Annotated in this window: 21 protein-coding genes and 1 pseudogene; 18 read left to right on the top strand and 4 right to left on the bottom strand. The window is 29.6% G+C overall.

Annotation, left to right across the window (positions count from 1 at the left end; genetic code table 11):
* Positions 1-7: 7 nt before the first annotated feature.
* The 7 genes from map (at position 8) to ABWP20_RS00970 (ending at position 4,916) form a co-directional block, all read left to right on the top strand.
* Positions 8-757 carry a type I methionyl aminopeptidase gene (map, locus tag ABWP20_RS01000; protein WP_353092838.1) on the top strand — a complete coding sequence of 250 codons (750 nt, stop codon included), beginning with the start codon at positions 8-10 and terminating at the stop codon, positions 755-757.
* Positions 758-873: 116 nt separating this feature from the next.
* Complete coding sequence (trhA, locus tag ABWP20_RS00995) at positions 874-1,542, top strand: PAQR family membrane homeostasis protein TrhA (protein WP_353092836.1); 669 nt, start codon at positions 874-876, stop codon at positions 1,540-1,542.
* Between the two features lie 253 nt (positions 1,543-1,795).
* The gene (ybaK, locus tag ABWP20_RS00990) at positions 1,796-2,275 is read left to right on the top strand and encodes a Cys-tRNA(Pro) deacylase (protein WP_353092834.1); all 480 of its coding nucleotides are present in this window, start codon (positions 1,796-1,798) and stop codon (positions 2,273-2,275) included.
* 118 nt (positions 2,276-2,393) lie between these two features.
* Complete coding sequence (locus ABWP20_RS00985) at positions 2,394-2,738, top strand: PadR family transcriptional regulator (RefSeq protein WP_353092832.1); 345 nt, start codon at positions 2,394-2,396, stop codon at positions 2,736-2,738.
* Positions 2,725-3,435, top strand: a complete 711-nt coding sequence (locus ABWP20_RS00980; protein ID WP_353092830.1) for a permease prefix domain 1-containing protein — start codon at positions 2,725-2,727, stop codon at positions 3,433-3,435. The genes ABWP20_RS00985 and ABWP20_RS00980 overlap by 14 nt, the downstream gene beginning before the upstream one ends.
* Positions 3,428-3,961 (top strand): hypothetical protein, encoded by a 534-nt coding sequence (locus tag ABWP20_RS00975; RefSeq protein ID WP_353092828.1) that lies wholly within the window; start codon positions 3,428-3,430, stop codon positions 3,959-3,961. The genes ABWP20_RS00980 and ABWP20_RS00975 overlap by 8 nt, the downstream gene beginning before the upstream one ends.
* Positions 3,962-4,259: 298 nt before the next feature.
* Positions 4,260-4,916: a pentapeptide repeat-containing protein gene (locus ABWP20_RS00970; RefSeq protein ID WP_353092826.1), complete on the top strand. Its 657-nt coding sequence runs from the start codon at positions 4,260-4,262 to the stop codon at positions 4,914-4,916.
* A gap of 16 nt (positions 4,917-4,932) precedes the next feature.
* Here ABWP20_RS00970 and ymfI read toward each other — a convergent pair whose 3' ends face one another.
* A complete protein-coding gene (ymfI, locus tag ABWP20_RS00965) occupies positions 4,933-5,673 on the bottom strand; it encodes an elongation factor P 5-aminopentanone reductase (RefSeq protein WP_353092824.1) in 741 nt (246 codons plus the stop codon).
* Between the two features lie 227 nt (positions 5,674-5,900).
* Between ymfI and ABWP20_RS00960 the strand changes: the two are divergent.
* The 8 genes and pseudogenes from ABWP20_RS00960 to ABWP20_RS00925 all read left to right on the top strand — a co-directional run.
* Positions 5,901-6,161, top strand: a pseudogene (locus ABWP20_RS00960) (GNAT family N-acetyltransferase); the annotation flags it as partial.
* A gap of 90 nt (positions 6,162-6,251) precedes the next feature.
* On the top strand, positions 6,252-7,184 hold the full coding sequence (locus ABWP20_RS00955; protein ID WP_353092823.1) for a helix-turn-helix transcriptional regulator: 933 nt from the start codon (positions 6,252-6,254) through the stop codon (positions 7,182-7,184).
* 71 nt (positions 7,185-7,255) lie between these two features.
* Entirely contained in the window at positions 7,256-7,513 is a 258-nt protein-coding gene (locus tag ABWP20_RS00950; protein ID WP_353092822.1) for a zinc ribbon domain-containing protein, read from the top strand.
* Positions 7,514-7,619: 106 nt separating this feature from the next.
* Positions 7,620-8,507, top strand: coding sequence for an SPL family radical SAM protein (locus ABWP20_RS00945; RefSeq protein ID WP_353092820.1), 888 nt, complete (start codon positions 7,620-7,622; stop codon positions 8,505-8,507).
* Between the two features lie 146 nt (positions 8,508-8,653).
* Positions 8,654-9,634, top strand: a complete 981-nt coding sequence (locus tag ABWP20_RS00940) for an ABC transporter ATP-binding protein (RefSeq protein ID WP_353092818.1) — start codon at positions 8,654-8,656, stop codon at positions 9,632-9,634.
* Positions 9,631-10,431: an ABC transporter permease gene (locus ABWP20_RS00935; RefSeq protein ID WP_353092817.1), complete on the top strand. Its 801-nt coding sequence runs from the start codon at positions 9,631-9,633 to the stop codon at positions 10,429-10,431. Before ABWP20_RS00940 ends, ABWP20_RS00935 begins: the two co-directional genes overlap by 4 nt.
* 3 nt (positions 10,432-10,434) lie before the next feature.
* Positions 10,435-11,235 carry an ABC transporter permease gene (locus tag ABWP20_RS00930; protein ID WP_353092815.1) on the top strand — a complete coding sequence of 267 codons (801 nt, stop codon included), beginning with the start codon at positions 10,435-10,437 and terminating at the stop codon, positions 11,233-11,235.
* Positions 11,236-11,485: 250 nt separating this feature from the next.
* Positions 11,486-12,838 (top strand): MATE family efflux transporter, encoded by a 1,353-nt coding sequence (locus tag ABWP20_RS00925; RefSeq protein WP_353092813.1) that lies wholly within the window; start codon positions 11,486-11,488, stop codon positions 12,836-12,838.
* A gap of 44 nt (positions 12,839-12,882) precedes the next feature.
* On the opposite strand, the gene ABWP20_RS00920 is transcribed toward ABWP20_RS00925, so the two are convergent.
* On the bottom strand, positions 12,883-13,254 hold the full coding sequence (locus ABWP20_RS00920) for a DUF1667 domain-containing protein (protein ID WP_353092811.1): 372 nt from the start codon (positions 13,252-13,254) through the stop codon (positions 12,883-12,885).
* Positions 13,255-13,546: 292 nt separating this feature from the next.
* Between ABWP20_RS00920 and ABWP20_RS00915 the strand changes: the two genes are divergently transcribed.
* Positions 13,547-14,242 (top strand): MgtC/SapB family protein, encoded by a 696-nt coding sequence (locus ABWP20_RS00915; protein WP_353092809.1) that lies wholly within the window; start codon positions 13,547-13,549, stop codon positions 14,240-14,242.
* Between the two features lie 173 nt (positions 14,243-14,415).
* Positions 14,416-15,027: a peptidylprolyl isomerase gene (locus tag ABWP20_RS00910; RefSeq protein WP_353092936.1), complete on the top strand. Its 612-nt coding sequence runs from the start codon at positions 14,416-14,418 to the stop codon at positions 15,025-15,027.
* A 129-nt stretch (positions 15,028-15,156) separates the two neighbouring features.
* On the opposite strand, the gene ABWP20_RS00905 is transcribed toward ABWP20_RS00910, so the two are convergent.
* Positions 15,157-15,957: an ABC transporter permease gene (locus ABWP20_RS00905; RefSeq protein WP_353092808.1), complete on the bottom strand. Its 801-nt coding sequence runs from the start codon at positions 15,955-15,957 to the stop codon at positions 15,157-15,159.
* The gene (locus ABWP20_RS00900) at positions 15,950-16,729 is read right to left on the bottom strand and encodes an ABC transporter ATP-binding protein (protein ID WP_353092806.1); all 780 of its coding nucleotides are present in this window, start codon (positions 16,727-16,729) and stop codon (positions 15,950-15,952) included. Before ABWP20_RS00900 ends, ABWP20_RS00905 begins: the two co-directional genes overlap by 8 nt.
* 143 nt (positions 16,730-16,872) lie before the next feature.
* Between ABWP20_RS00900 and ABWP20_RS00895 the strand changes: the two genes are divergently transcribed.
* Positions 16,873-17,439 (top strand): thymidine kinase, encoded by a 567-nt coding sequence (locus ABWP20_RS00895; protein WP_353092804.1) that lies wholly within the window; start codon positions 16,873-16,875, stop codon positions 17,437-17,439.
* The last annotated feature ends 1 nt before the right edge of the window (position 17,440 follow it).

The raw sequence follows: 17,440 nt of genomic DNA, 5'->3' as shown, positions 1-17,440 counted from the left end.
CAAGTAAATGATTATATTAAAAACAAGTGAAGAAATACAAAAAATGAAAAAAGCTGGAGAATTGTTAGCAAATGTTCATAAAGAAATAGCAAAGATTATTAAACCTGGAATATCTACTATGGAAATAGATAGATTTGTAGAAGAGTATTTAAAGGAGCATAATGCTTATCCAGAACAAAAAGGATACCATGGATACCCTTATGCAACTTGTGCTTCAGTCAATGATGAAATTTGTCATGGTTATCCTAGGAAAGAACCATTAAAGGAGGGGGATATAGTAACTATTGATATGGTAGTAAATATAAATGGGTGGTTGGCAGATTCAGCTTGGAGTTACGCTGTTGGAAATATATCAGATGAGGCTAGAAAATTATTAGATATAACTAAAGAGTCTCTGTATAAAGGAATAGAAAAAGCGATTATAGGAAATAGATTAGGAGATATTGGTTATGCAGTACAGTCTTTTGCAGAGTCCAATGGGTATTCAGTAGTTAGAGACTTTGTAGGCCATGGAATAGGGAAAGAAATGCATGAAGACCCTCAAGTACCTCATTATGGTATACCTGGAAGAGGACAAAGACTTGTAGAAGGTATGGTTATAACCATAGAGCCAATGATAAATATAGGAACCTATAGAATGAAAATAGATGATAATGAATGGACTGCTAGAACAGTAGATGGTAAACTTTCTGCCCAATATGAACACACCATAGCAATTACAAAAGATGGCCCAGTAATTTTAACAGACCAAGATTAATTAACAAAGACAGTTAAATGATTAAGATATAACTTACATTTTGTTTAGTTACTTTAATATTTCCAATAGTTAATCTTTAATTGTTAACTGATAATTGTGAAAGGATAGGTATAAATATGAAAAATGAAAAATCAGTTCAATTGTTAGGTAAGAAATATACGGTTAAAGAAGAAATTGCCAATGGTATTACACACGGAATAGGAGTGCTATTTGGTATAACAGCTCTTGTAATTTTATTGGTTATGTCTATTGGAAAAGGAGATAGATTGTCTATTATTGCATTTAGTATATATGGAGCTTGCTTCATCTTTATGTATCTATCATCAACCCTATACCATAGTATTACTAATGAAAGAGCAAAAGGAATACTGAGAGTGTTTGACCATTCCTCTATATTTTTATTTATAGCAGGAACATATACACCTATTGCTTTATTAACTATGGATGGAGCTTTGAGAATTGGCATCTTAATTGCAGTATGGTTTATAGCGATATTTGGTATTGTATTTAAGATATTTACTTTTGGGAAATTTGATAGATTTAAAGCATTTTCCTTAAGTCTTTATATATGTATGGGATGGATAGCTGTATTTACCATTAAACCTATTATTAGGATGACTTCAATAGGATTCTTTATGTGGATATTAGGTGGAGGGCTTTTATATACTCTGGGAACTATATTCTATAGTATTAAAAAGATACCTTATCATCATGCTATTTGGCATATCTTTGTTTTAGCTGCATCTGTGGCTCATTTTGTAGGGATTATATTATACTTAGTATAGATAAGGATATTATACCTGTAACTAAAATATTATATAAACTAGAATTAAGAGAGAACTCAATTAGCAGTATTAATTAAAGATTTTAAGAGGATAAAAAATGCTATGATAATCATAGCATTTTTTATTCGATTATGAATAACATCTATTATTTAATATAGTTTATTAGGTTATGGGTTATAAATAATTTTATGAGAAATATATTTAATTTTTGAAAACAATCATATAAAATTTTATAATGAGGAAGGGAAATAAAATGGGTAATGTAAAAACAAATGCTATGCGTATTTTAGACCAAATGAAAATAGAGTATAGCTCTATTACTTATAATGTTACTGATGGAAAAATTGATGGTGTAGCAGTTGCTAAAAAAATTGGTAAAGATGTAAAATCTGTTTATAAGACATTGGTAGTTCAAGGACATAGTAAAAATATTTATGTATTTCTTCTACCAGTTCAAGAGGAATTGGATTTAAAAAAGGCTGCAAAGGTAGCAGGAGAAAAAAGTATTGAAATGGTACCAGTCAAAGATATATCAAAGCTTACAGGTTATATAAGAGGAGGATGTTCGCCAATAGGCATGAAAAAGAATTATAAAACCTTTATAGATATATCTGCTTTGGAAATAGAAAAAATCATTGTAAGTGGCGGAAAGATTGGTGCTCAGATGGAATTGGACACATCTAAGTTAATTGAAGCCTCTCAGGCTGAAATTGGAGATTTCATTGTTAAATAATAATTATTTACTTTAATTTCTAAAAATAACATTATAATTGTTTACTATTGATATACCTAGATATTCTATGTATAATTATACATAGAATATCTAGGTATGTTTTTTAGGAGGTGTAAATGTGAAAATTGATAAGGGATTCATAGGAGGAAGTACTAATTTATTAGTACTGTCTTTGCTCAAGGAAAAAGATATGTATGGATATGAAATAATTAAAGACTTAGAAATTCGTTCTGATAATACCTTTAAATTTAAAGAGGGAACTTTGTATCCATTATTACACAAATTAGAAAATGAAGGATATATTAAATCCTATAAGAAAAAAAGTGAAACAGGAAGAGAAAGAAAGTACTATGAGATTACAGATAAGGGAGAAAAACAATTAATTGAAGAAAAGAAACAATGGCACGTATTTTCAACAACTGTAAATAAAGTAATAGGTGGTGATGAACATGCCTTTTTGTAAATCTAATGAATTTTTAAAAATTGTATTATCATATATAAAGTTTTCTTTTGATAGAGAAGATATAAAATTAGAACTAGAATCTCATATATTAGATAAGATAGAATATTATATGGAACAGGGGTATCATAAAGAGGAAGCAGAAGAACTTGCTTTAAAAGATATGGGAAATCCTAAAGAAATAGGGATTCAGTTAAATAAGGAGCACAATCCTATAATAGGATGGATTTGGAGAATAACAAATATAGCAGTATCTATATTTGTTATAATTAATATTTTCATTGTGGGAGCAATATTATTAACATCAATATTTAGTAGAAATCCAATTAAAGATATTCCAAAGGAAGATATAGTTTATAGAATTGATATTAATGAAAAAGTTCAATTAGATGATACGGTTATAAAATTTACCAATGTGATTTATGATAAAGAGGGAGAGTTACATATACTCTATAGGTATTATGATAAAAGACTATGGGGAGGCGGTTGGAGTCTTGGCACCATTGGAATTATAAAAGATGATTTGGGAAATGAATATTTTTCGGGTTCAGGTTCTGGAGGTGGAGGGATTATTTCTAAACGTAGAAGAAGTCTTAGGGATTTTCCGGAGGAGGCTAAGGCCTTAATTATTGAATATGATGAATATAATAGAAAATACAAAATAGAGATTCCATTAAAAGTAGGTGAATATAATGAGTAGATTAAAGAAAATATTAAGAAATATAATAATTTTAGTAATTTTATTCTTTATATTCTTGAAAAGTTCAGGTCTTTATCTAACTCCATTATCTGCTCACAAAAATTCTGAAAGAAGTATTCACTACGGGCCATCGAAAGTCGTTCATATAGAGGATTTTGATAAAGGAAAATATATACTATGCAAATATGATAAATGGATTTCTTGTAATACTGTAAAGAGGAGCCTATTTTTCTTTTGGAGTTTTGGAGGTCAAGTTACTGGTAGGGAAAATGATTTATCAAATCCATTATCGTATACTTGGTCAGGTGGCGTAAGGGAGTTTTATAAAGTCTATGGAATTATTAATGATGATAGGATAAAGGAAATAGAAGTGACCCTTGAGAATGGAGATATACTTACACAAAATGAGTTTTATGAAGGGATGTTTCTTGTTACTTGGAGTGCTAATGATGATAGCCTTATGGATTTTGCAGGAATTAAAGCTTATGATAGCAATGGTAATATATTATTTGAAAAGATATATTAGATTTTATACTGATACGATAATTATATTATTTAGTTAATACATTATAAATTATGGTATAATGAGGTTATAATTAGTATTAATTATTTTCTGAAATAAGTGGAAGACTTACCGGACTCTTTAGAGCTAGTAGATGAGGCAATTAAAAAAACTATAAAAATAGTAATAGGTTTACAAGCTCCTGTTGAGTTGGAGCCAATGATTATAGCAGTAAAATAAAACATCAGCTAGACTAGGGAGGAAAATATCACCCTTGTTTAGCTATTTTATTAATTATAATATTTTGTTAGGAGATAATAGGATGACAAATGCAAAAGATGAATTAAAAGTTTCTTCTCCTAGAATCCCAGTGAGACTAGAGAACTTAGATATAACAAACAAAAACATTCTAGATGAAGATTTTTTCAGTATGGCTATTATTAATGATTGCTATATAGAAGAGCAGAGAGCGGAGAAGATAATATTTGAAAAGATAATATTTAAGAATGTTATATTTGAAGATATATTTTTTAAAGGTGTTGAATTAACTGATGTAAAGTTTGTTAATTGTGATTTATCTAATATAGATTTAAGTTGGGCAATTATACATAGAGTAGAGTTTGTGGATTGTAAGATGATGGGAATAAAATTAACTAATGGGACATTGAGAAATGTAGTATTTACTAATTGTAATCTTAATTACTCTATTTTTAGGTTTTCTGATTTAAAACAAGTAAGTTTTATAGAATCTCTATTGAATAATGCTGATTTTCAAGATTCTAAGTTTTTAAAAGTAGTATTTAGAGATATTGAGATGAAAAGAGTACAAATGGTTGGAGTAGCATTAAAGGGTATAGATTTAAGAACCTGTGATATAGAGGGAATAGGAACAAGGATTGAGGACTTAAATGGAGCAATAGTTTCAAATATGCAGGTAATTGGATTAGCAGGGTTTTTGGGAGTTGTAATTAAGGAATAAGGTAGAGGAAAATGAACTAAATCACAAATCCTCCGTTTGGGCTAATTATTTGTCCAGTTATAAAATCAGCATGATTAGATGATAGGAAAAGTACACAATTAGCAATATCAGAAGGAGTTCCTAATCTCATTAAAGGTGTATTTTCTTTAAGGACATTTAATTCATCTTCATTATAAGGGGAAAGCATTTCGGTTTGAATAACACCAGGTGCAACGGAATTTACTTGAATATTTGAAGGACCTAGTTCCTTTGCCAGAGCTTTTGTTAACCCTATTATACCTGCCTTTGTAGCAGAATAGTGGACTTCACAAGAAGCACCTACAATACCCCATATGGAAGAAATATTGATGATTTTGCCTTTTTTATTAGAAATCATATATTTTAAAACTGCCTGTGTACAGTAAAAAACACTTTTAAGGTTAATATTTATCATATTATCTAAATCTTCATCAGTAATATCTGTGAATAATTTTGATTGACTTATTCCTGAATTGTTGATAAGTACATCAATACTATGAAACTCTTCCATGCAAAACTCTATCATTGAATTTACTTCGTTTCTCTTAGAAACATCTGCTTTAAACAATCTTACAGATAGACCTTTATTTTTAAGTTTATTATATAAATTTAAGGCATTTTCTTCAGATTTATTAAAGTTAATTAAAACATTATAACCTTCATTTGCGAATAATTCTGCTATAGATTGTCCAATGCCTTTAGAAGCACCAGTCACAATTGCAGTTTTTGAAAAAATCATAAATAACACTCTCCTTATAAATAACAGTTTATATTAGTCTCGAAAATCTATTTCTATATAATAATTATTATACTCTATATTTTAGATAGATAATATATAAGGAATTCAATTTAATTAGATATTACTTTTTTAACCCTTATACTTGAATAAATGCATATAAAGGAGTAGTAATATACATTAAACAATTTATAATATAATTATGAAGTAAGCTAAGTAGATTTAGACATAAGGCAGAGCTTGGTATATGCATATTAAAAGATTATTGGGGTTGCGGAATTGGTAAAATCCTATTAGAGAGTATTTTAATATGGGCGGATAATGTAGGGATTAAGAAAATTTCATTAACTGTTGTACAAACTAATATAAAAGCAATTGAATTATATAAAAGGTATGGATTTATAGAGGAAGGATTGTTAATAAATGATCGTATTCACAGAGATGGAAAATATTATAATACAATTATAATGGGAAGATTATCAGATAGATGAAGATTAACAGTTAAAACATAGTTTATTGTAAAATGAAGTGACTACAAAAAATAGGATAAAATATAATTGCAGTAAAAAGGGGAATAAATAATGAAAATAGATAGATTGCTTTCTATTATAGTCGTATTACTTAATAAAGATAATATAACTGCTAAGGAATTAGCTGATAGATTTGAGGTTTCAATAAGGACTATTTATAGAGATATAGAAGCCATTAATTTATCAGGTATTCCCATAGTATCTAATCAGGGGAGAGATGGAGGATTTAGTATCTTAGATAATTATAAGATAAATCATCAATTGCTGACATTAGATGATATGACCTCAATAGTTGTGGCATTAAAAAATATAAATAATTTCTCAGAAAATAGAAATATAGATTTAACTATTGATAAGATAAGTAATATAGTACCTAAAGATAGAAAAGAGGAATTTGATTACTATTTTAATGAATTAATAATATGTGATTTGCCATGGGGATATAGGGTTAATTTAAAAGATAAAGAAAAGCATAAAATTATATATGAAGCAATAAGGGAAGAAAGACTGGTAGATATAGAGTATAGAGATTCAAATGGAAATGTAAAAGAGAGAAAAATAGAGCCTATGAGTCTGGTTTTAAAAGGAATTAGTTGGTATGTTTTTTCATACTGCCATTTAAGAAATGAGTATAGATTTTTTAGACTTTCTAGAATAAATAAAATCAAAGTGTTAGAAGAAAAATTTAATCGCAGAGATATGTCCTATGAAGAGTTTAAAGAAAGAAACACCTACATAAATAATATGGTAGACTTAGTTTTGAGATTTTCTCCCAAAGTAAAGCAAAGAGTTGATGAATTTTTCTATGAAGAAAATATTACAATAGATGAAAATGGATATATAATAGTTAGAATTTCATATCCAGCAGATGAATGGATTCATTCTATGATATTAAGTTATGGCGAATATGTAGAAGTTATTGAGCCGGATTATATTAAAGATATAATCAAGAAAAAGGCTCAAAAGATTTATGAAAAATATTAAATATGACATACTGTTGTCAATACATAATGTTATTATAGTTAAAACGATAAAAAAACAAGGGGGAAAATCTAATGAAACAAGAATATTGCCAGAGCTGTGGAATGCCAATGGAAGATATGAGCCTTTATGGTACAGAAAATGATGGAAGTAACAATCAAGATTACTGCATATACTGTTATGAAAATGGGAGATTCAGAAAACCAGATGAAACTATGGAAGAAATGATAGAAACTTGTGTGCCTTTTATGACAGAAAAAGGAATGGGTGAAAAAGAAGCAAGAGAATTACTAAATAGCTTTCTCCCATATTTAAAACGTTGGAAAAAATAAAATGATTTTCTAATTTTAACTCTCCTATTTATAAAGACATTAAATTAGGAGAGTTTTTTGTATTTTATTAAAATATAGATATTCATCGGGAGGATAGTAAATTAAAATGAAATATATTGATGCTAAGATAATAATCACACATAATAAGCATCCAAATGTATGGTTTGGAAATAAATATAATATGAATATTTATCGTGGGTGTAGTCATAGCTGTATTTATTGCGATTCCAGATCCAACTGTTATCAAATAGAAGATTTTGATGAAATTGCAGCAAAGAAGGATGCTCTTAAAATAATAGAAAGAGAATTAAAGAGTAAAAGAAACACTGGTAGTATATGTACTGGTGCTATGAGTGATCCATATAATCCATTGGAGAAGAGATTATTTCTCACTAGAGGAGCATTGGAACTTGTAAATTCATATGGTTTTGGTATTAATATTATAACTAAATCAGATATTATAATTAGAGATATTGATATTTTAAAAGATATTAACAGACATTCCCCAGTGTGTATTGGGATTACCATAACAGCAGCAAAAGATTCTTTATCTCAGAATATAGAACCATTATCACCTTCTTCTTCAAGAAGATTTAATGCCATAGCCGAGTTGTCTAGGAATGGAATATATGCAGGTATTTTAATGATGCCTATTCTACCATTTATATCTGATAATACAGAAAATATTATTTCTATTATAAAAAAAGGAACAGAATGTGGTGCTAAATATATTTATCCATACTTTGGAGTTACTTTAAGGTCAGGTAATAGAGAATACTTTTATCATAAACTTGATGAAATTTATCCAGGAATTAGTGAGAAATATAAGATTCATTTTGGATATTCCTATGAATGTCTGTCACCAAACTATAGAGAATTATGGAGAAATTTTAAAAAAGAATGTAATAAATATAATATTGTTTATAAAATGTCTGATATTATAAAAGGTGTAGAGAAAAGTGTCCAGATAAAACAATTATCCATATTTAGTTGACTATAGAGAGTTTAAAGATTGGGATGAAAAAGCCTATAAAAATCTTTCTATATAATAAATATATTAAATAAAAGCTTTTTATTGACTTTGCCTTCTTACTTTGATAGAATCATCCTTATGTCTAAAAATAGAGAGGGGATTTTTATATGGTTATTATGGCAAATGAGTTGTCTAAAGGGTATAAAATACCCAAAAGAAATCCTGGTATAGTAGGTGGGCTAAAGAGTATTATACATAAGGAATATAAAGAAATAACTGCTCTAGATAAGATATCTTTTGAAGTAAACAAGGGAGAGTTAGTTGGATATATCGGACCAAATGGGGCAGGTAAATCTACTACAATTAAAATACTATCAGGTATTTTAACGCCAGATTCGGGAGAATGCAAGATTCTTGGGAAAATTCCCTATAAGGAAAGGAGTGATTATGTAAAAGATATAGGGGTGGTTTTTGGTCAGAGAACTCAACTATGGTGGGATTTACCTGTAATTGATTCCTTTGAGTTACTGAAAGACATTTACAAGATTCCTTTAGGGGATTATTTAAAGATTAAAAATGAGCTTATAAAATGGCTGGACTTAGAGAGTTTTATAAATACTCCAGTGAGACAACTAAGCTTAGGCCAGAAAATGCGATGTGAATTAGCAGCATCACTTCTTCACTCTCCACAAATACTCTTTCTTGATGAACCTACCATAGGATTAGATGCTATATCTAAATTAGCTGTTAGAGAATTTATAAAAAAGCTAAATAAAGAAAAGGGAGTTACAGTTATACTTACAACTCATGATATGGATGATATCGAGACTTTATGTAATAGAGTAATTATAATAGGCAAAGGCAAAATCCTTTTAGATGGTTCCTTGCAATCTTTGAGACATAAAGTGTCTAAAGATAGAAGACTGATTGTAGATTTTGATGAAGGAACAAATGACTTTTCGGTAGTAGGAGCAACTCCAATAAGTCAAGAAAATAATAGGCTTATCATTGATTTTAATCCAGATATAATCACACCTGCAGATTTAATAACTACTTTATCCACAAAATATAAAATAGAAGATATATTAATAGAGAACCCTCCCATTGAAGAAATCATTGCTAAGCTTTATGGAGAATTTAACATATGAAGGCATTCTTATCTATTATAAAAATCAGATTTAATTTATTATTACAATATAGAATTGCTGCTATAGCAGGTATGGTTACTCAATTTTTCTTTGGGATGATTATGGTTATGGTACTATACGGGTTTTATAATTCCTCAAGTGGAGAGATGCCTATTAATTACGGGTCAGCTGTTACTTATATATGGATTGGTCAAGCTATGCTTGGAATGTTACCTTGGAATGGGGATACTGAAATACAAGAACTAATAAGGACAGGAAATGTGACTTATGAACTTATTAGACCTATGAATTTATATAATTATTGGTTTGCAAGAGCCTTTGCTTTACGAACTGCACCAACTTTGATTAAATCCATTCCTTTATTTATTGTTGCTTCATTACTGCCAAAGGATTATAGAATGGGATTGCCACCAAATATTTTAGCCATTATAGGATGGATAGTAACTACTTTTGGAGCTCTTATGATTTCCTGTACTATAACTAATATAATTAATATGACTACTCTTTATTCCATATCAGGGGATGGCATACAAAGATTATTAGCTACTATCGTTACAATATGCTCTGGGATGGTAGTACCTTTACCATTATTTCCAGATAAGCTGAAACAAATATTAAATTATCTACCCTTTGGTGGATTAGTAGATATTCCGGCTAGATTTTTTACTGGAGAAATTCATTTTTCTAAATTATTTAGATATTTTGGGTTTCAGTGTTTTTGGGCATTAGTCCTATATGTATTAGGTCAATGGATTTTAAATAAAAAAATAAAAAACTTAATAGTACAAGGGGGCTAGGGCATGGACAGTATAAAATTATATTTTAAATATATTAAATTAAATATAGAGTCTCAGCTGCAATACAAGGCTTCCTTTGTTATGATGTCCATAGGCCATTTTTTAATAACCTTTATTGAATTCCTTGGCATATGGGTGTTGTTTGAAAGATTTGGCAGTATTAAAGGTTTTAAATTTGAAGAAGTTGCTTTATTCTATGGAATAGTCCATATTGCTTTTTCCATTACGGAGGGTTGGACTAGGGGATTTGATGTTTTTCCTAGATTAGTTAGATCAGGAGATTTTGACAGGATATTACTTAGGCCAAGGTCTACAGTATTACAAATTCTAGGACATGATTTTCAGATAATGAGAATAGGTAGATTTATTCAAGGTCTTGTAGTTCTTATATGGGCAATATTTAAACTAAATATAAAATGGACATTAGGAAAGACTCTATTATTAGTTGGGGCAATTCTTGGAGGAAACTTTTTATTTTCAGGTCTTATAGTATTACAAGCTACTTTATCCTTCTGGTCCATACAGAGTCTGGAAATAGTAAACTCCTTTACCTATGGAGGAGTACAGGCAGCACAATACCCTATTTCCATATATAAGCCTTGGTTTAGAAAAATTCTTATATATATTATACCATTAGCTACAGTTAATTATTTTCCAGCTATGAGCATATTAGGAAAAGTTGATTCCCTTAACTATCCTTCATGGCTCGGATGGATTTCCCCTATATGTGGATTTTTGTTTTTTGTATTTTCCCTAATTATTTGGAGATTTGGAGTAAGGCACTATACTTCTACAGGAAGTTAAAAGCAACCTATTTATAAAAAAAGCATAGCTTAAATCATTGAAATTGATTCTGTAAAGAAAAATAATATTATAATTACTATATTGACTGCAATATTCAGGCTTTAAAAGAGAGACATAAATAAGCGATATGGTGACTGAATAATTAAATATAAGAGTTTTTATAGAGATATTTAATTATCTTGAATAATCCTTAAATTTAATGTAAAATTATTTAGAGTCGCCAAATATAAATCAACTAGAGGAGAATTATATGGACAGAAACGTTAATTTAACAGAAGGAAAGATTTCTAGTACTCTTACTAAACTAGCGCTGCCTATTATGGGAACATCCTTCATTCAGATGATGTATAATTTAACAGATATGATGTGGCTAGGCAGACTTAGTACTAAGGCTGTAGCTGGAGCAGGTACTGTTGGATTCTTTATGTGGTTTGGTATGGCATTGGTGTTGATTTCTTCCATAGGAGTAAGTGTAGGGGTATCCCAAGCTTATGGAAGAGAAGATATGGAAGATGCAAAGGAATATATTTCTAATGCTATAAAATTAGATATATTTATAGGAATTATGTATTCATTGCTTTTACTAGTATTTAGACATAAGATAATAGGATTTTTTAAATTAGGAGATTCTGAAACTATTAAAATGGCAGTAGATTATTTAACGATTATAGCCTGTGGATTTATATTTCATTTTATTAATCCAATTTATTCTGCTATATTTAATGCATCAGGAAATAGTGTTACACCTTTTATGATAAATTCTATTGGATTAGTCACTAATATATTTCTGGACCCAGCTCTAATTTTTGGAATTGGACCGTTTCCAGAAATGGGTATAAAAGGGGCAGCTTTAGCCACTATAACTGCTCAGATAGTGGTTACTTTAATATATGTATTAGTATCAAGAAAAAATAAGGTACTATTTTCTAATTTGCATATTTTTAAATTACCAAATAGAAATTATATTAAAAAGATATTCAAATTAGGATTTCCAGCATTCTTACAGTCTGGTGTTCATGCATCTATATCTATGGTTTTAACTAAGATATTAGCTGAATGGGGACCAATACCAGTAGCTGTACAATCTATAGGTTCACAAATAGAATCCATATCTTGGATGACAGCAGAAGGATTTTCCACTGCAATATCAGCATTTGTAGGGCAAAATTATGGTGCTAAAAATTATGATAGGGTAGAAGAAGGATATTATAAAGGACTTAAAATAGTAGGTACTATAGGAATATTTGCAACTCTATTACTTATATTTGCTGGTCAGCCTATATTTAGAATCTTTACCCCAGAGGACTCTGCTGCAATAGCACTTGGCACAGTATATTTAAGGATTTTAGGATTTTCTCAATTCTTTATAACTATTGAGATAGCTTCAGCAGGGGCATTTAATGGTATAGGTAAAACACAAATTCCAGCAGGAATAGGAGCTGTATTAAATTTATTGAGGATTCCTGGGGCTCTAATATTATCAAAAACAGTATTAGAAATGTCAGGAGTATGGTGGAGTATGAGTATTAGTACTATACTTAAGGGGATTATTTTAACCTCTTTATTTGTAGGTATGCTGAAAAGAGGAAGTTATAAGAAATAACTATCATTTTTGATTTAACTATCAAAAATGATAGTTATTAAATATTATAAACGATTTACTTTTCTAGCAGCAATTACATCAATACCAGTATCTAATATGTTTTTTATTATTATATCTCCTTTTTCTATAGGTGCAGATACTTCTGTGATTTTGATTATTTCCATACATTCATCGACTAAATTTTCAGGAATAACTCCATTTGTTTTAACTGGCAATCTACTCATAGGACCACTTTTTAAGAGTACTCTAGATGTAATAATCCTTGAAGGTTCTAAGATTTCTTTAATACCATATTCTTTACCTCTATTACATCTATTCCCTTCAACTGAATACTGTTGAGTTAAAGAATCATCTTTAATAATTTTAAGATTGCAACCTACAGCACATACCCTACATTTTTTTTCAATTATATTCATAAATAAGACCTCCATAATAAATTAACATAAGACTAATTTAAGCATAAGATGTTCTATACTTTTAAAAATCAACTTTCATGTAAAGATATCTTTCAAATATATTATACCATTTTAGAAATTAAGGTGTAAAATAGCAATTATTTTTTAGTAAATGATTCTTTCATAAAATTTACAATTCCTTATAATAAAGTGTAGATATAAAGATAGGTATCTGTATATAATATGATATATGTATATAACACTGAGTATGGAGAATTAATGTATTGGATTATACTATATAAGGGGTTTTTTTATGATATCTAGAATGGAGATAGTTAAGAGGCTAGTACTGTCTGCTATAGTAGGTGGACTTATAGGAACTGAAAGAGAAATCAATAATAGACCAGCAGGTCTTAGAACTCATATATTAGTTACATTAGGCTCCACATTAGTTATGCTTGTTTCCATTGATGGTTTTCAACTAGGGGACCCTTCCAGATTGGCGGCACAGGTTGTTAGTGGAATAGGATTTCTTGGTGCTGGAACTATTATGAGAACAGGTAACAATATTAGCGGACTTACTACTGCTGCCAGCCTATGGGTTTGTGCTGGTATTGGATTGGCAATGGGTGCAGGATATTATTTAGGGGCTATATTTACTACGACTATAGTTCTTGTAACTCTAATGAGTTTAGATCCATTTGAAAAGATGATATTGAAAAAAAGATATAGAGCAGTTGAAATAGTAGCTACAAATAGACCGGGAATTATTGGTCAAATAGGAGTCTTATTTGGTAAATATTATATTTCTATTAAAGATATTAATATATTAAGTGCCGATAGTGAATATGATGAAGATAATGGAATTATGGAAATACGATTTCTGATAAAAACGCCTAATGATTTTAATATAAATACTTTATATAAAGAGATTTATCAGATTCATGGTGTTATTAGTGTTAGTTTCGGGGGAAACATTATACCCAATAATAATTATATTGATTTTTAGTTATAATTAGTATAATATACAGCTAAAATGATTGAAGAACTGGGGATGAAAAAATGAATAGGAATAGTACTAAGATTTTAATATTAGTATTAGCTATCTCTCTGATTTTGTTTACAGGGGGATGTGAAAAAATGAAAGTAGAAAAAATTGAAAAGATTGAAGGAGGAAATGATATGGCATTAGAACAACTAAAACAGCCACAAGAAGGAGAAGAAATTATTGCTATTATTACAGAGTATGGGGAAATAAAGATAAGACTTTTTCCAGACATAGCACCAAAGGCAGTAGAAAATTTTAAAACCCATGCCCAAAATAGATACTATAATGGTGTTACATTCCATAGAATAATTAAGGATTTTATGATTCAAGGTGGAGATCCAAAGGGCACTGGTATGGGTGGAGAAAGTATTTGGGGAAAACCTTTTGAAGATGAATTCGCTAAAGATTATCATAATATTAGAGGAGCATTATCTATGGCAAATGCAGGACCGGGAACTAATGGAAGCCAATTTTTCATAGTGCAAAGACCATTTGTAGAAGAAGATTTTTTAGATCAAATGAGAAAAGCAGGAGAAGAAGCGGGATTTTCAGAGGATGTAGTGAATGCTTATGCAGAGCTAGGCGGAACTCCATGGTTAGACTATAAACATACAGTATTTGGTCAGGTATTTGAAGGGATGGATGTAGTAGATAAAATTGCTGATTTAGAAGTTGATGCAAATGATAGACCAGCTAAACCAGTTGTTATGGAGAAAGTAGAGATAAGAAAAGTAGAATATAAATAATTGGTTGTAAAGGGGAGATAGCATGAAAGAAAAAATCGAAAGTATTATAAAAGAATTTATTTTCAGCTATCAAGGTAAATAAGTATCATTTTTGGTGCCTGGCACCAAAAATGATACTTATTTTTCAATTTACCATCTTTCAAATTTATTTTCTAAAATAGCAATTATCTTATACATTAAAGCAGATATAATGGCTAATATAAATACGCTCATCATTACAATATCTAGCTTAAATACTTGACCGCCATAGACTATCAAGTATCCAATACCTGCTTTAGATACTAAAAATTCTCCTACAATTACTCCAACCCAAGATAATCCAATGTTGATTTTTAATGTGCTTATAAGAGTTGGTATAGAAGATGGAAGAACTACTTTCTGAAAGATTTGCAGTTTAGTAGCACCAAAAGTAGTTAATAGTCTGATTTTATCTTCATCAACAGCCATAAAGCTTGCAAACATATTCATTATAGTTACTACTATGGAAATAGTAATAGCAGTTACAATTATGCCAGAATATCCTGCTCCAACCCAAATAATGATAATAGGTGCTAAGGCTGTTTTAGGTAAACTATTTAGCATGACTAGATAAGGATCCAATACTTTAGCCCAGAAGTCGGACCACCAAAGTCCAATGGCAATGATTATACCTAATAATATACCACCTAAAAATCCCAATATAGTTTCAAATACAGAAATTCCAACATGATAGAAAAGATTTCCTTGCTTTGTATAAATTAAAAATAGTTTCCATATTTGTGATGGATAACTGGTTAGAAAAGTATCTATCCATTTAAAATGAGCAGCTACTTCCCAAAGGCAAAGACCCAAGATTAAAATACTTATTTGAGTTATAAATATATTTCTTTTTTTTCTCTTTATATTAATTAGATAATTTTCATGTTCTTTAGAAATATTTTTATTAGACATGGATGTCCAACTCCTTCCATATTTTATTAAAATAATATCTAAACTCAGGAGCTTCTCTACATTTAAGCGGAGTTCGACATCCCTCTGGGCAACTTAAGTTTATATCGATTACTTCCTTTATAGTAGAAGGCCTGTTTGAAAGAATAACTACTCTATCTGAAAGGCTGATGGCTTCTGCGATATCGTGAGTTACTAATAGTCCAGTTTTTCTTTCTTTTTTCAATATAATTCCAATCTCATCTGCTATTGCAAGTCTTGTCTGATAATCTAGAGCAGAAAAAGGTTCATCTAGTAGAAGCAAATTAGGTTCTAATAAAAGGGTTCTAATAAGAGCTACTCTTTGTCTCATTCCTCCTGATAATTGACTTGGATAGCTGTCTATAAATTCACCTAATCCATAGTTTTTAAGCAGTTCTTCTGCTAATTTATAGTCATCATGATGTAATTTTCCTCGAATTTCTAATCCAAGCACCACATTTTCTAAGATAGTTCTCCATTCTAATAATTGGTCCTTCTGGAACATATAACCAATGTTTCTATTGGATTTATTTACTTTCTCACCATTTACTAGTACATTACCACTAGTAGGTTCAATAAGACCAGCAATTATTGAAAGTAATGTAGATTTTCCACATCCACTTGGTCCAACTATTCCAACAATTTCACCTTCTAATATATTTAAATTTATATCTTTAATAGCTTCAGTTTCTCCTTCTAATGTATGATAGGTCATTCCGATACTATTAATTTCAACTACAATGTTTTCAGCCATAGTATCCCTCCCAAAAGTATTATATAGTACTTTATTGTATTCTAAATAGAGGAAATATGTGAGATTACAAAAAAATATTAATTTTGTGGAAAGCAATAAAAGGTGGTATAATATTTCAGTAATAGTTTAAAGGAGGAGTTGTTTTGCATCAATATAAAGGAAAATTAATCATACATACAGGGTCTATGTTTTCTGGAAAAACCTCTAGTTTAGAAAAAGATGTAAAGAGATTTAATATAGCAGGATACAGAACAGTGGCATTTAAACCATCAGTAGACACTAGATATCCAAGAACAGAAATAAGAACCCATGATAATACTACCTTAAATGCAGTAATGGTAAATAATATATCTGAAATCTGTGAATACTGTAAAATACATAATCCAAATGTAATAGCCATAGATGAGGTACAATTTTTAGGTGGAAATATAGAAGAGATAGTAAAGGCAATAAATAAATTTTTAGAGAAAGATATAACTGTTGTATTAGCAGGACTTGACATGGATTTTACTGGACAAGCTTTTGAAATTGTAAAAGAATTGATGCCTATTGCAGATTATCTATATAAGCATCATGCAGTATGTGCAAAATGCGGTACAGATGCTTGGGTAAGTCATAGAAAGACAAAAGCCCAAGAGAGGATAGTCATAGGGACAACAGATGAATATGAACCTCTTTGTAGAAAATGCTTTTTAGAAGAAGAAAAATAGA

This window comes from Tissierella praeacuta (assembly GCF_040396155.1).
GTDB classification, from domain to species: Bacteria; Bacillota; Clostridia; order Tissierellales; family Tissierellaceae; genus Tissierella; species Tissierella praeacuta_A.
Note: the sequence above shows the minus strand (reverse complement) of the source record. Positions and strands in the feature narration are given on the sequence as shown.

Bases quoted from the DNA above. Each gene is read 5' to 3' on its own strand.
- ABWP20_RS00900 (WP_353092806.1), bottom strand. From the start codon at position 16,729: ATGGCTGAAAACATTGTAGTTGAAATTAATAGTATCGGAATGACCTAT.
- ABWP20_RS00920 (WP_353092811.1), bottom strand. From the start codon at position 13,254: ATGAATATAATTGAAAAAAAATGTAGGGTATGTGCTGTAGGTTGCAAT.
- ABWP20_RS00980 (WP_353092830.1), top strand. From the start codon at position 2,725: ATGCCTTTTTGTAAATCTAATGAATTTTTAAAAATTGTATTATCATAT.
- ABWP20_RS00945 (WP_353092820.1), top strand. From the start codon at position 7,620: ATGAAATATATTGATGCTAAGATAATAATCACACATAATAAGCATCCA.
- ABWP20_RS00925 (WP_353092813.1), top strand. From the start codon at position 11,486: ATGGACAGAAACGTTAATTTAACAGAAGGAAAGATTTCTAGTACTCTT.
- ymfI (WP_353092824.1), bottom strand. From the start codon at position 5,673: ATGATTTTTTCAAAAACTGCAATTGTGACTGGTGCTTCTAAAGGCATT.
- ABWP20_RS00970 (WP_353092826.1), top strand. From the start codon at position 4,260: ATGACAAATGCAAAAGATGAATTAAAAGTTTCTTCTCCTAGAATCCCA.
- ABWP20_RS00940 (WP_353092818.1), top strand. From the start codon at position 8,654: ATGGTTATTATGGCAAATGAGTTGTCTAAAGGGTATAAAATACCCAAA.
- ABWP20_RS00950 (WP_353092822.1), top strand. From the start codon at position 7,256: ATGAAACAAGAATATTGCCAGAGCTGTGGAATGCCAATGGAAGATATG.
- ABWP20_RS00975 (WP_353092828.1), top strand. From the start codon at position 3,428: ATGAGTAGATTAAAGAAAATATTAAGAAATATAATAATTTTAGTAATT.
- ABWP20_RS00935 (WP_353092817.1), top strand. From the start codon at position 9,631: ATGAAGGCATTCTTATCTATTATAAAAATCAGATTTAATTTATTATTA.
- ABWP20_RS00955 (WP_353092823.1), top strand. From the start codon at position 6,252: ATGAAAATAGATAGATTGCTTTCTATTATAGTCGTATTACTTAATAAA.
- trhA (WP_353092836.1), top strand. From the start codon at position 874: ATGAAAAATGAAAAATCAGTTCAATTGTTAGGTAAGAAATATACGGTT.
- ABWP20_RS00910 (WP_353092936.1), top strand. From the start codon at position 14,416: ATGGCATTAGAACAACTAAAACAGCCACAAGAAGGAGAAGAAATTATT.
- map (WP_353092838.1), top strand. From the start codon at position 8: ATGATTATATTAAAAACAAGTGAAGAAATACAAAAAATGAAAAAAGCT.
- ABWP20_RS00915 (WP_353092809.1), top strand. From the start codon at position 13,547: ATGATATCTAGAATGGAGATAGTTAAGAGGCTAGTACTGTCTGCTATA.
- ybaK (WP_353092834.1), top strand. From the start codon at position 1,796: ATGGGTAATGTAAAAACAAATGCTATGCGTATTTTAGACCAAATGAAA.
- ABWP20_RS00905 (WP_353092808.1), bottom strand. From the start codon at position 15,957: ATGTCTAATAAAAATATTTCTAAAGAACATGAAAATTATCTAATTAAT.
- ABWP20_RS00930 (WP_353092815.1), top strand. From the start codon at position 10,435: ATGGACAGTATAAAATTATATTTTAAATATATTAAATTAAATATAGAG.